Source organism: Bacillus sp. FJAT-25509 (assembly GCF_001420605.1).
In the GTDB taxonomy this organism is placed as follows: domain Bacteria; phylum Bacillota; class Bacilli; order Bacillales; family Bacillaceae_G; genus Gottfriedia.
The window spans coordinates 55,131-67,712 of record NZ_LJIZ01000003.1 but is presented as its reverse complement, the minus strand read 5'-3'; the positions used below and the strand labels follow the sequence as shown (position 1 = coordinate 67,712).

At 37.3% G+C, this 12,582-nt stretch carries 14 protein-coding genes; 3 read left to right on the top strand and 11 right to left on the bottom strand.

The window, feature by feature from the left end; genetic code table 11:
- Nucleotides 1-88: 88 nt before the first annotated feature.
- Nucleotides 89-634: a GNAT family N-acetyltransferase gene (locus AN960_RS00705; protein ID WP_056465496.1), complete on the bottom strand. Its 546-nt coding sequence runs from the start codon at nucleotides 632-634 to the stop codon at nucleotides 89-91.
- Nucleotides 635-824: 190 nt separating this feature from the next.
- Between AN960_RS00705 and AN960_RS00700 the strand changes: the two genes are divergently transcribed.
- A complete protein-coding gene (locus AN960_RS00700; protein ID WP_056465494.1) occupies nucleotides 825-1,241 on the top strand; it encodes a hypothetical protein in 417 nt (138 codons plus the stop codon).
- 70 nt (nucleotides 1,242-1,311) lie between these two features.
- On the opposite strand, the gene AN960_RS00695 is transcribed toward AN960_RS00700, so the two are convergent.
- Nucleotides 1,312-1,872 carry a class I SAM-dependent methyltransferase gene (locus tag AN960_RS00695; protein ID WP_056467007.1) on the bottom strand — a complete coding sequence of 187 codons (561 nt, stop codon included), beginning with the start codon at nucleotides 1,870-1,872 and terminating at the stop codon, nucleotides 1,312-1,314.
- A 371-nt stretch (nucleotides 1,873-2,243) separates the two neighbouring features.
- On the opposite strand from AN960_RS00695, the gene AN960_RS00690 reads away from it, so the two are divergent.
- Complete coding sequence (locus tag AN960_RS00690; RefSeq protein ID WP_056465493.1) at nucleotides 2,244-3,311, top strand: pyruvate kinase; 1,068 nt, start codon at nucleotides 2,244-2,246, stop codon at nucleotides 3,309-3,311.
- A gap of 226 nt (nucleotides 3,312-3,537) precedes the next feature.
- Here the strand turns inward: AN960_RS00690 and AN960_RS00685 are convergent, their stop codons facing one another.
- Nucleotides 3,538-3,768, bottom strand: a complete 231-nt coding sequence (locus tag AN960_RS00685; protein ID WP_056465490.1) for a hypothetical protein — start codon at nucleotides 3,766-3,768, stop codon at nucleotides 3,538-3,540.
- A 757-nt stretch (nucleotides 3,769-4,525) separates the two neighbouring features.
- Between AN960_RS00685 and cyoE the strand changes: the two genes are divergently transcribed.
- Nucleotides 4,526-5,413, top strand: coding sequence for a heme o synthase (gene cyoE, locus AN960_RS00680; RefSeq protein ID WP_056465488.1), 888 nt, complete (start codon nucleotides 4,526-4,528; stop codon nucleotides 5,411-5,413).
- Between the two features lie 582 nt (nucleotides 5,414-5,995).
- Here the strand turns inward: cyoE and AN960_RS00670 are convergent.
- From AN960_RS00670 to cobA, 8 genes are all read right to left on the bottom strand, one after another.
- Nucleotides 5,996-6,796 (bottom strand): HoxN/HupN/NixA family nickel/cobalt transporter, encoded by an 801-nt coding sequence (locus AN960_RS00670; RefSeq protein WP_056465486.1) that lies wholly within the window; start codon nucleotides 6,794-6,796, stop codon nucleotides 5,996-5,998.
- A 208-nt stretch (nucleotides 6,797-7,004) separates the two neighbouring features.
- Nucleotides 7,005-7,868 (bottom strand): GHMP family kinase ATP-binding protein, encoded by an 864-nt coding sequence (locus AN960_RS00665; protein ID WP_056465484.1) that lies wholly within the window; start codon nucleotides 7,866-7,868, stop codon nucleotides 7,005-7,007.
- 19 nt (nucleotides 7,869-7,887) lie between these two features.
- Nucleotides 7,888-8,856, bottom strand: coding sequence for an adenosylcobinamide-phosphate synthase CbiB (gene cbiB, locus AN960_RS00660; protein ID WP_056465482.1), 969 nt, complete (start codon nucleotides 8,854-8,856; stop codon nucleotides 7,888-7,890).
- 141 nt (nucleotides 8,857-8,997) lie between these two features.
- Complete coding sequence (gene cobU / locus AN960_RS00655) at nucleotides 8,998-9,534, bottom strand: bifunctional adenosylcobinamide kinase/adenosylcobinamide-phosphate guanylyltransferase (protein WP_056465480.1); 537 nt, start codon at nucleotides 9,532-9,534, stop codon at nucleotides 8,998-9,000.
- Nucleotides 9,531-10,634: a threonine-phosphate decarboxylase CobD gene (gene cobD / locus AN960_RS00650; protein ID WP_056465478.1), complete on the bottom strand. Its 1,104-nt coding sequence runs from the start codon at nucleotides 10,632-10,634 to the stop codon at nucleotides 9,531-9,533. The genes cobU and cobD overlap by 4 nt, the downstream gene beginning before the upstream one ends.
- Nucleotides 10,634-11,191, bottom strand: coding sequence for a cob(I)yrinic acid a,c-diamide adenosyltransferase (gene cobO, locus AN960_RS00645; protein WP_056465476.1), 558 nt, complete (start codon nucleotides 11,189-11,191; stop codon nucleotides 10,634-10,636). Before cobO ends, cobD begins: the two co-directional genes overlap by 1 nt.
- A gap of 15 nt (nucleotides 11,192-11,206) precedes the next feature.
- Nucleotides 11,207-11,776, bottom strand: a complete 570-nt coding sequence (locus tag AN960_RS00640; protein WP_056465474.1) for a nitroreductase family protein — start codon at nucleotides 11,774-11,776, stop codon at nucleotides 11,207-11,209.
- A gap of 1 nt (nucleotide 11,777) precedes the next feature.
- Entirely contained in the window at nucleotides 11,778-12,563 is a 786-nt protein-coding gene (gene cobA, locus AN960_RS00635; protein WP_056465472.1) for a uroporphyrinogen-III C-methyltransferase, read from the bottom strand.
- Nucleotides 12,564-12,582 lie beyond the last annotated feature (19 nt).

Here is a 12,582-nt window from a genome sequence, read left to right as displayed (position 1 = left end):
TAAATTACCTCTCTTATAATACTTATAAATTAATTTAATTAATCAGGTTGTTGCAAAATAGAGCCCATTAATCGACTCTTTTTAGCATTCATTCCTTAATTTTACCCATTAAGATCGTATTATAAAATTTACCATCAGATAGTACCTTATCATTTTTTAATACTCCTTCAACTTCAAAGCCTAACTTTTCATATAAATTAATTGCTTTTGCATTCGTTTCTAATACACTTAGATTTATTTTATGAAGATTATTAGTATCTGCCCAAGAAATTGATTGTTTTAAAAGATTTTTACCGATCCTGTGTCCCCAAAATTCTTTTAAAACGCAAACTCCGAACTCTACTTTATGGGAAAGTCTTTTTAATTGATTACCTTCACATCTAGAAAAACCTATTATTTTATCTTGAACTTCAGCTACTAAAAATAAATTTTTAATAGTTTCTGTATCTGAGATAATTAATTGTTCAAAGCCTTTTGGATCAATAAATGCTTCTCCTGCTTCTCTATCTAAATTTTCTGTCTCTCCATCAATCTGTACTCTCAAACTAGATAATTGTTTAGCATCTGTAAGTACTGCATGTCTAATAATATATTGAAGGCCATTTTCCGTAAATTTCTGAGGTTGTATTTTCATCCTATACTCCTTACACTTGTATTCTTTATTTTAATAGAAAAGAAAGATTGTTTGATTACTACTTCTATTAGAGTGGATAAGACTCATTAATAAAAATGATTATTGATTCATACTAAAAGAGATCATCCTAATTGTTAATATTAAAAGTTTTTAGACCAAACTATATTAATATGAAAGAGGTGTATCAAAAGTGGAATTTAGAAGTAGTGGAAGGCTTTCTAATTTTTTAGTTTCGATATTGTTTGCGATTTGTATGGTCACTTTCATCTTTTATGTACAAAGGCATGGATTTCCTAATACTATTAAGTCATATATGATCATGACGATGGTAAGTTTAATCTTTCTAGCTTATATCGGTTATATTCGTAGTATGGTTATTAGAATAAATGATCACGGAGTTACATACGAACATTGGGGATTTAAGCGAACGATTCCTGCTCATCATATTACACGTGTTAATTTACAATACCGCTATAAAGAAACACCATCACATAGTGCTTATCTAGTAATAAACCATCCTGAAGATTCGATTTTCATCCCTTCTATGATGTTTCAAGGTCAAATCGAACGAATAACGAAAGAAATCAGAGATATAATGATCTACTAATATAGTCTATTTTAAAGAACTGAAGTAATCCTTCAGTTCTTTGTATTTAATAATATGATTTTTTGTTAAATTATCGTTTTACTGCATCTACAATGATTGAAGGAAACAGGATTTTTTCCCCGTGGTTTCTAGGATCATATTTTTTTGAACGGAAAATAACACCTTCCTTACCATTCCATTCATTAAACTGAAAATTTCCTTCTTCATCACAATATTCTAGTAGTTTAACTTCAAAACCCGCTGTTTCAAACATGTTAATTAGTGTTTTATAGTTATATACTATTTTATGACTTGCAGCAGGATGATCTTTTGGTCCAGGTCCTCCCACTTTAACAATACTTTGATATGTTTCGTCTTGAAAAAATCCATCTGGTACAGCACAACGAATATAGCCTGATTGTTTTAAATATTCATAACAAATTTTAGCAGCTTCTAAACCTTCATCATATGTAAGGTGTTCCCAAACATGTTCAGCTAAAATAGCTGAAACCGAATTTTTCTCAAATTTATTTTCCCAAGTCGACCTAACTAATAAATTAAGTTCTTCTTCCTGAGTTTGAATCCATGTTGGATTATTGTTATATTCACCTGCTCCAATTACAATTTTTATTTCATCTTGTTTAATCATCAGTAGATTCACCTCATCTTAAATTTTGATCGAATAGTAGTGTTCTACAAAAGTTACATGAATTCCTTCTACATAACGTAGAAAAATGTCAAAATTTAGAAATGTAGATTATTTAAGATATTCTTTTTTGAAACTGTTCAATCGTTTCTTCAACTGATTTATGCACACCTTTAATTACTGTTACTATGACTCATTTCTAAGAATTAATCGGTTTGTTTCAAATTTTTGAGTAGCAGAATTGTTAATCATTCTGACATCCTTTCATATAATTTTTAAAACAACTCATAGTCTTTTATCTATCACTTTAAAAATCAGTTAGATTTCTTCTACTTAATCTTGGGTATAATAATTCCAGTATATGGAGGCGATATCAAATGATCATTGATCGAATTTGTACGATTGGACCAGCTAGTTTTGATAAAAAAATATTGTCTGAATTGATTGAGCATGGCATGACGATCGCAAGACTCAATTTTTCACACGGAACACATGAAAGTCATCACAATGTCATCGAACTATTAAAATCAATCAGAAAAGAGGCAGGAAAAGATATCAAGATTTTAGGAGACCTCCAAGGTCCAAAAATTCGTTTAGGAAAAATTGAAGGGGAAAAAATCAATCTTGAACCTAATCAAGCTTTTACACTCTTAATTGATGAAATTACAGGTGATCGTAATCAAGCAAGTGTAGATTATAAAGGTTTAATAAATGATGTTAAACAAGGAGATCGTATATTAATTAATGATGGTGCAGTGGAGTTATTAGTTGATAAGATAGAACAAAATAAGATTGTCACTTCTGTAAAAACTGGTGGCGAAATTTCTTCGCATAAAGGGGTTAATTTACCAGGAGTCGTTACAAGTTTACCTGCTATTACTGAAAAAGACCGAAAAGACATCGAATTCATTTTGCAAGAAGGTTTAGACTATATTGCATGCTCATTTATTCGTCGTGCATCACATTTACAAGAAATTAGAAGTTTTATGAATTCAAAAAGTGGTAAAACACCTCAGTTAATCGCAAAAATTGAAACGATCGAAGCAATAAAAAATTTCCAAGAAATTAATAAAGAAACTGATGCAATTATGATTGCTCGTGGTGATTTAGGTGTTGAATTACCTTATCAATGGATTCCTCTCTTACAAAGAGCAATGATTCATGAGTGTAATTCAAATGGTACATATGTGATCACAGCAACTCAGATGCTTCAATCAATGGTAGAAAATTCAATTCCAACACGAGCTGAAGTAACTGATGTATTTCAAGCTGTGATGGATGGGACGAATGCAGTCATGCTATCCGCTGAAAGTGCTGCTGGCCACCATCCAATCGAAAGCATTGAAACATTAAAACTTGTATCTCAATTTGCTGAGACCGTAAAATCAAAATCTCCATTTGATTTTGATGATATGTTTGAATTGATTAACTCGACTATCAAATAACTTGATCTTCAAAACAAAAACGCCCCAAAAGGGCGTTTCAGACTGTTGACAAACGCTCGCTTTCTTCGTTGCTTCGCCTGTCTGCGGTGCTCATTACCGTCTAAGGTAACTCCGCTCCTCACCAGACTTCACGCCTCGAAAGACAAGCGCTTGCAATCAGTCTGAAACCCAAGTTTTTTGTACTATGTCTACACACTAAAACGCCCCAAAAGGGCGTTTTTAAATATCACTTTTCTTTTTTATAAAATCGTTCACCTGTATCTGGATTATAGTAAACTCTTGTTTTCTCCCCTGTTACAGGATCAATATTCACTTCGCTAGTTCGTTGAAATCCTTCTGGTATCTGATTTCCATGATTTCGATTAAATCGTTTATCGTAAATAAAGTAACCTAGCAATAAACAAATAATGAGAAATAAAATTTGGAGACCATAAAAACCGAAAATAAATTTTTCCATTATATTTTCTCGACTACTACAGCCGTTCCATATGCTACAATTCCACTCATATTGTACTTCATGTAGACAGACCCCCTAAAAGTATTGGTATTACAATACTAAACAAGCTACTCACAAAATTATGTCCGTCATTTTGTCCGTTTGTCCGTTAGATAGCTAAAAAACTATTAACTAAAAAAACAGGAAAGAAGCATTTGGATGTTCATATTCATAATTTTAATAACAAACCAAAAAAATAAAATATTAGTTTGATTAGCTTACTACAGAATTAATTACCAGTTCCCTTATGAATTTGATTATAACAATTTTTTTTTGAGAGGTCTATGCACTCATGTATTGGAATTAAAAATAATTTGAAATTGCTTTATGCATCATTACATCTTTTGCTTATTCCTTGGAGCGACTGAATAAGACAAAATCTTAAATAATTATGTAGACCACATCTTTAATCCCCTACACTTCTCCTATGTGCAATCGAGATAATTAATAATCCAAATAAGATCCCAAAATGGTTGTCAAAGTGGTTGAATAGGCAAATATTGTGACATGAATGCTTTAAGGTCTTATTATTTACATTAGTCGGGGTAGAATGTCACATCCGTGGAACTCGATTCAGTCAACTAAACTGTTCACCCCCCTACTTGTATAAACATGTTTCAGGCGGTGGTATTAGAAATTCAAAAATAAACCATGAGCTTTTGGAGAATATTTGTGCTAGAATGAATAGTCTTTTGGATAAAAAAAGAGAGGAATATATATGAATCAAATTCAAACAAAATCATCTAAAAATTTCTTTAAAAACCTAATCAGCCTCATTAAAGGGAAAGTCTTTGTTATCAATGTGCTTCCTGTGTTGGCAGGATATTTTTTATCTTCGCATATCAATCATATTCCACTTGCTGCACATATTGCCTCTTTCTTTGTTACATTAATAGGAAGTGCCTTTGTCATTGCTGGTGCTTTAATGTTGAATAATTGGTACGAAGCCGATTTAGATAAACAAATGGAGCGAACTAAAAATAGACCGAGTGCTACTGGAGAGTTCAGCAAGAAGTTTGTTTTAACATTAGGAGTTACAACAAGCATAATGGGATTTTTTATATTGTTTTTTACTAATGCCGAAGTGTTACTATTTTCATTCGTTGGTTGGTTTTTTTATGTGGTCTTGTACACTTTTTGGAGTAAACAAAAATACTCATGGAACACGATTATTGGTGCCGTATCAGGATGTGTAACACCGTTAATCGGTTGGTCAGTGTTATCTAGTAGCTTTCAACTTATTCCTATGATGATGGCACTCATCGTATTCATTTGGCAAATGCCTCATACTTATTCCATCGCTATACGAAGATTTGATGATTACAAACGGGCAGGATTCGCCATGTTACCTGTTGTATCAGGCGTCAAGAAAACAAAAATCCATCTACTATTTTATCTTATCTGTTTAATTCCAATGCCATTCTTCATGAAATCCCTTGGTTTGTTTTTCATCGGATTTATGACAATTTTAAATATTGGATGGATAATTTTATCGATCAGCGGATTTGCTACACAAAACGAAGCACATTGGGCGAAATGGATGTTTAGATACTCCGTTATTCATATGATGTTATTTCTTATATCTATTATCGTGATGTCAATCTAAAAAGAACCCTGGCTCAAGGGTTCTTTTTATTTCTTCACTCTACATCCTATCTAGATTAATAACATCTTTTAATGCTGCCGCTATCTCTGTAGATTTTTCTTCATTTGTGATGCTACCTGAATATTATCTAGTTGGGAACTGGTTTCTAGTTGCCTAATGATTAACTCTTGTCGTTCCACGGGATGATTTTGGCTTAATTTAGCTTTCGCTTCAATTTTTGAGATGTTTATTCTGAATGCTACAATCCCTTTGCTCATTCCTTCGATATATTGTGAATCTACATTAGTTAAATTGTATAAGCTATCTGGTTCCATTATTGGAACAGTCTGGTTTGTGTCCGAAAATTTGTCCGCACTTTTTTTATTTATATTTAATTCTATAAAAAGTGAAATAAAAAAACCTTGAAATGACAAGGTTTTTTTTTATATTTTCTCGACTACTACAGCCGTTCCATAAGCAACAATTTCACGGTACATCTCCTTAATCTTATCCCAATAGATTCATATTTTACGCAATTTTATGGACGATTACTATAGAGATTAAAAGAGCTCTGACACTATAAAATTGTCAGAGCTTATCTAATTAATTCGTAGTATTTATTTCGTGATTCTGTTTTTTGGAGTAAACGCTTATAAAGATAAATGATGCGACTAAGAAAATGAAAAGAATGACTCCCACAATTTCGAAATCTAGTTCTGCCCAAGGGTTAAAAAAAGTAAATGCCAGATAGAAGGAAACTCCGTATGCCAAGACGACAATCACCCAACCCATTAGTCTTGACGCAGCTTGACCGATTTTGCTGGACTGGTTCACCATTTTATAGACAATCATCGAATCAATTGTATCCGTAATCATCATCCCAAACATAAAAACTAGCCCTAAAAATAAAGGGGTATATTTACTTACACTTCCAGCCGCCAAAGACCAGACGGCGGTTTGACTTACTGTCTCAGCAGCCAAGGCAAACAAAGCCCCTACTAAAATAATAAGAAAAGGATTTGTAGTCCCCTTCGCAATTTTTGGGATAAACTTTCCCTTTAGTCCGCTAAGTTGAAACTCTTCGTGATTGTTTCTAGTGCGTAATAGATTATACGTATTTAACGTTCCAATAAGGAATAAAGAAAAAATCGACACCCATGATGCAATATTATCAAAATAAGCTGGGAATGAAAAATTCTTTATCACCATTCCTAAAATACCTGCTGTTAATGCTACCATTCCTCCGTGACCCAATGAAAATAATGTCCCCACCCAACGTGCGAACGAACTGCCCATTTTCCAATTAAAACGGGTTTGTCCATCAATAAAAGCAAGATGATCAGCATCCAACCCATGCCGAAGCCCCAATACAAAAACAAGGAAAAACATTGATACTGTTTCCATTAAAAAATCCCTCCCTTTTTTAAACAGTTGCAACATAAAAAATCAATCCTAAACCTTTGACAGATTGAGGATTTTAGAGGACATCCTGGAGAAAAGTGCGGCCAACTCTCCTTTTATTAATGAAAACGTAAATCACTTCTCGTTCCTCTTGACTAAACATGTTACCACCCTTTTGTAATCAAACTTTGTGAATCATTCAAATCATTATCTATTCCTTACTTTCATAATGAAATAAATTTAAAGGTACACCCTTGTAAGCGAGTGACATTTCCCTAATTAAATGTGAAACCACCAGTTCACTGTTTGGAAGATTTCCATCTAGTAAAATACCCGCGACCGTTCCACTGTGGGCGACAACGATTCCGCCCTGGTAGCGATCGGCCAACTGAACTAATAGAGGAAAAACAGGCTTTGGCAATATTTTTTGATTCACCCTTGCACTGAGGGTTGCCGCCTCCCCAATATAAGTTATATTTTTTTCCTTAAACCCTTTTGAAACTAGATCAAAAGCTTTAATTAATTGCTGTTGATCGTCCTGGCTGTATACTTTCGGCACTTCATTAAATTCTATTGTTTTGATCATACCCCCAAGATCGATACCAACGAGAATGAATGGGGGTAAGGTCCCAAAGCTTGCAATCAGTTGCCCGTGAATATATTCATATACCACGACTTCCTCATACATTACCCCATCGGTAGGTTCAACTTTTGCGGCAATCATCGAGATCATTTCATTTGTGAGCGGAATACTATAGCTGTCAGCAATTGCTCTTAATGAAGCAACAATATCCGCTGAACTACTAGCCATCCCCTTGCCGGTTGGGATATTGGAATGGATTTCAAGATACCCACCTCCTCTTATCCCAAAAAGTTGGAGTAATGATTCACCCGCTTTCTTCGCTTTCATTTTGGAATTTACAACCCTTATCCGGGAAACGTTTGTGTCTGGAACAAATCTAGCCTCACTTCGTAAACTCCGGATAGGCAAAGTGATTAAAAACGGACGCTCTTTCATGATACCTTGGACCAATTCCCCAAATGTGCCATTGCAGCTTCCTCTTCCTAGTTTCATTGTTCAGGCTCCTATCCCCTTACTTCATGCCCAGCTCCACTAATATCGCAAGTACCATAAATAATACGACACAGATAATGGAGGTAGTTTTCATAACTGTTACTGTAAGTAAAATATCATCTGCTTTGATCTTCCGTAATGGTTCGCCCATCTTTGCCCGTTCAGAGACTTTACCGAAATAATAATTCGTTCCTCCAAGTTGTATCTGAAGCGCTCCTGCGATTGTCGCTTCTGGAATACCGCTATTTGGACTCAGATGAAGTTTAGCATCCCGTTTCATCATTTTCCAAGCGCCTAGTATATTGAGACGTTTAATCGAACAAGCAAGCAGCATCATTCCAAACGTTAACCGGGCAGGCAAATAGTTTAATAGATCATCTAGTCGGGCCGAGGCCCAGCCTAGGTTTTGATATTTTTCATTCTTATATCCTACCATCGAATCTAACGTATTAACCGCTCGGTACAACATTGCAAGCGGGGCACCCCCGATAAGGGCAAAGCATAACGGTGATATAATGGCATCGACAATGTTTTCGGCTACGGTTTCCACTGCCCCCCGCGAAATTTCACTTTCCTCGAGGTTTTCTGTATCTCTTCCGACAATCATTCCCAGACTTTTACGTGCAGCCCTTAAATCCTGATTTTTCAAGTGTTGGAATACTTCCAACCCTGCATCAGCCAATCCTTTTGTCGCGATGGTCGTTGAAATTAACCAGATTTCCGCAATGACAGCAAGAACGTGATTCACCTGATTGAGGCCGCAAAGCAGCAAAGCAACGATTAAATAGCTGCCGCCAGCAATCAAAATAGGAAATAAGAGTCCTGCCAGTTTCAAATACCTTTCCTTTACGATGAAAAAACGAATCGCTTTTTCCAAACGACTAATAGACTTCCCAATGATGACCACCGGATGTAGCAGCTTTTGGGGGTCACCAATGATTCGATCAATAAAATAAGCAATAACAATATTAATGGCATGAACTAACATCGAATTCTCAGCCCTCCTGACTCATTACTACTTCACATGTGGCCTCATAAACAAGGCAGCCAATTGTATTCCCAATGGAGGTGGCGGTGCCTGCAAAAAAAGGGGTTGGAAGATAGTTTACTTGACTGGTAGCCAGGTTCATTATTTTAGCCTTAGTTGCAGACCGGAAAAAACGGTGTATGCTTCATCTGCTTCGGCTGCCAATAATTGATTGATTTTTCCTAGAACATCCTGAAAAAAACGCCCCAACGACGATAACGCGACACCACCTAGACCTACCTCATTAGAAACAACAATCACATGCTGATGATTTTCTTGTATCACCTTAATCCAACGATCCACTTCCTCTATTAAACTGGTTATCTTGTTTTCTTCCTTGAGTTCCTGATCTGTTAACCACATACAATGATTGGACAGCCACGAAGAAATACAATCAACTAAAATAACATCGTAGCCTTGATAGACGGTTTGAACAGAAGTTAGTTCGTTCGGTTCTTCTAATAAGTCCCATTCACTTGGGCGCCGCTTCTTATGGCTATCAATTCTTTTCACCATTTCTTGATCGGCTTGGACTCCGAATGCAACATAAAGGACTCTACCTGTATGACTGAAAGCCAAGCGTTCCGCAAATTCACTCTTCCCGGAGCGAATTCCTCCAGTTACATAGGTTAAGGTCATGATGGATTCACCTCTTTACTTACTTCAATTAAGGCTTGGATTAAGCATTGATTTTCTTCTTCGGTTCGAATCGCAATCCGAAAATCCTGATCCGTTAGCCCCGGATACATGGTACAGGAGCGTATTAAGATTCCTTTATGACCCATGCGCCACTGTAATTCAACCGCCGTGATGCCAGCTGTTATCCTAACTAACAGAAAATTGGCTTGACCGGGAAAAACCTTCCACCCAAGTTTTTCTTCAATGGCTAGTTTGACAAGGCTTCTTTGCTCCTGAATTAGGGTAATCGTTTCTCCCTCGTATACCTTTTCGTTTAGGACCGCTTCACCAACCAATAGTGCCATTTGGTTGACACTCCAAGTTACTTGTTTCGCCTGAAACTTTAATATCAGGCTTGGATCGGCCACCATATACCCCAGCCGGAGACCAGGAATCGCATAGAACTTTGTCATCGAGCGAACTAGGATTACTTGTTTCCAACGTTGCAATTCCTCAAGCAGCGTGACTCGTGTTTCGATTGGAAGAAAATCAATAAATGCCTCGTCTATTATCAAATATGTATTTGTCTTCTTTGCCTGTTCTGCCATCTCGACAAGTTCTTCCTTCGAATATGTTACACCAGTGGGATTGTTGGGATGTCCTACAAATACAAGATCGGTTTTCGCTATTAATTGAAGGAATTCCGATTGATCAGGCTTAAAATCATTTTCTACCCTGCCGACCAATGAATTGATGGTAGCACCATAAGCTCTAGCAAGCTCTTCGTATTCCGAGAAGCAAGGATATACAACCCCCACTGTTTCAGGTTGCAATCCTAAAATCGTAAGGGCGATACACTCTGCTGCTCCATTTCCTATCAAAATCTGTTCTGGTGAAACGGAGTGTTTTTCCGCCAGCTTTTGTTTAAGAACACGATGGGCGGGATCGGGATAATGGACGATCGACTCCAGTTGCTCCTTTATCAACTCAATTACACTAGCAGGTGGACCAAGTGGATTGATATTCGCACTAAAATCTAACAGCTGCGATGAATCTTTACCAAACAATTGTTGGGCCGTCAGTAAATCGCCACCATGACCAAATTTTTCAATATAGACCATTAAAACTCAATTCCCTTCACGGCAGGAATTCCTTCGTTATAATAATGCTTAACTGGCTTCATTTCGGTTACTAAATCCGCACAAGCGATGATTTCCTCTTTGGCTGACCGTCCGGTAATCACCAAATGCATCCCCTTAGGGCGCTTCTGAATCAACTCAATAACTTCTGTTAACGGAAGGACATCGTCAATCGGAAATTTATCAATTGCGAGCGCATTATTTAGTTCATCTAAAATGACAACATCATAGCTGCCAAACTGGACCTTTTCTTTTGTAAAAGACCAAGCGGTTTTTAGGGCTACCCGATGTTCCTCTGGTGTTTTCGTCCACGTAAAGCCGATTCCTGTCTGCACGATTTCAATCCCTAATTTTTCGAACGTAATTTTTTCCCCGTACGTTCGATCAGGCGATTTAATAAATTGAATCATAAGCACTCGTTTTCCCCGACCCGCGGCACGAACTGCGAGCCCAAGGGCTGCTGTCGTCTTCCCTTTTCCATCACCGGTGTAAACTAGTGTAAGACCGCGCTTTGCTTTGTTTTCAGTTACCTCTTCCATACGCTTCCCTCCTCATTACAACCAGACTGTCTTTTCTTCAAAGGATGTCCTAGCCGGAACTTTCGCCTTTTTTAATACTTCTGAATCGGGATAACCGATAAACAAATTTCCGATGATTTTCTTGTTTTCGGGTGAGCCAATAAACTCATACATTCGATGGTCACGAACAAGTCCGACTCCCCTTGTCCGCCAAACCAGACCTAATCCTAATTCTTTGGCGGAAAGCCACATCGAATGGATCGCACAGCATACGGCATATTCATTATCGGCAGATGCCTCTTCATCGTCTGCAACGATGTCAGCGGTAACGACAATATGGACCGGTGTTGTTTTTAGTACCTTTAAGGAGCTTTCGATTAAATTTGGCTTGGTTGGAAAGCGTTCCTGTAGATATTCATAGGCCAACGCTTCATAGCGTTTTTTTGCTTCGCCTTTAATCACATAAAAGCTCCATGGTTCACGCATCCGGTCATTCGGTGCCCATGTCGCTGCTTCTAATAAGGTGTGAATCTTTTCTTCCTCTACCTCTTGAGCCGCATAATCACGTATTGCTCTTCGGGTTTTGATTTCAGCTAAAATCGACATCTTAGCCCCTCCCAATTCCAACTAATTGTTTTTCATCTGCTTCTTGAAACCAGCGTAATTTCTCGCGAAGACCGACCACATCACCCACGAGAACAATCGCAGGATGAGTAATCCCGACTTCTAGAACCCGGACTTCGATATCCTTTAAACTCCCTGTCACCGTTTTCTGCTTGGTCGTGGTCCCCCATTGGATAATGGCTGCTTTCGTATCAGGGCTTTTTCCGTTCTCTATTAATTTCGAAACAATATAAGGTAAATTCCCAATTCCCATATAAAAGGCAATTGTATCGATTCCTTGAGCGAGAGCTGACCAATTTAATTGATCCGCACTTTTTTCCGCACGGCCGTGGCCTGTGACGATCGCGAAGGTGGAAGCATAATCGCGGTGAGTAACCGGAATTCCAGCATAAGCAGGCGCTGCAATACCAGCTGTAATCCCCGGTACTATTTCATAATGAACACCATGTTCTGCAAGAATTTCCGCTTCTTCACCGACACGGCCGAAAATGCAAGGATCGCCTCCTTTTAATCTGGTGACAGTTTTGCCTTGACTGGCTTTTTCAATTAACAACTGATGGATTTGATCTTGAATGAGATGATGTTTCCCTGGTAGTTTTCCACAAAATATCAACTCTGCCTCCGTCTTTGCATACTTGAGCAGTTCCTCATTTACTAAACGGTCATATAAAATCACATCCGCCTGTTGGATACACTCCATCCCGTAAACCGTGATTAGTTTAGGGTCTCCCGGTCCAGCACCAACAAGATACACTTTTCCATTTATCATCTTCTAGCTCCTTCCTAAA

Excerpts from the sequence above, each read along its gene's own strand:
- AN960_RS00685 (WP_056465490.1), bottom strand. The coding sequence starts at position 3,768 with ATGGAAAAATTTATTTTCGGTTTTTATGGTCTCCAAATTTTATTTCTC.
- cobO (WP_056465476.1), bottom strand. The coding sequence starts at position 11,191 with ATGGAAGAGGTAACTGAAAACAAAGCAAAGCGCGGTCTTACACTAGTT.
- AN960_RS00705 (WP_056465496.1), bottom strand. The coding sequence starts at position 634 with ATGAAAATACAACCTCAGAAATTTACGGAAAATGGCCTTCAATATATT.
- AN960_RS00690 (WP_056465493.1), top strand. The coding sequence starts at position 2,244 with ATGATCATTGATCGAATTTGTACGATTGGACCAGCTAGTTTTGATAAA.
- AN960_RS00670 (WP_056465486.1), bottom strand. The coding sequence starts at position 6,796 with ATGGAAACAGTATCAATGTTTTTCCTTGTTTTTGTATTGGGGCTTCGG.
- AN960_RS00640 (WP_056465474.1), bottom strand. The coding sequence starts at position 11,776 with ATGTCGATTTTAGCTGAAATCAAAACCCGAAGAGCAATACGTGATTAT.
- cyoE (WP_056465488.1), top strand. The coding sequence starts at position 4,526 with ATGAATCAAATTCAAACAAAATCATCTAAAAATTTCTTTAAAAACCTA.
- cbiB (WP_056465482.1), bottom strand. The coding sequence starts at position 8,856 with ATGTTAGTTCATGCCATTAATATTGTTATTGCTTATTTTATTGATCGA.
- cobA (WP_056465472.1), bottom strand. The coding sequence starts at position 12,563 with ATGATAAATGGAAAAGTGTATCTTGTTGGTGCTGGACCGGGAGACCCT.
- cobD (WP_056465478.1), bottom strand. The coding sequence starts at position 10,634 with ATGGTCTATATTGAAAAATTTGGTCATGGTGGCGATTTACTGACGGCC.
- cobU (WP_056465480.1), bottom strand. The coding sequence starts at position 9,534 with ATGACCTTAACCTATGTAACTGGAGGAATTCGCTCCGGGAAGAGTGAA.
- AN960_RS00665 (WP_056465484.1), bottom strand. The coding sequence starts at position 7,868 with ATGAAACTAGGAAGAGGAAGCTGCAATGGCACATTTGGGGAATTGGTC.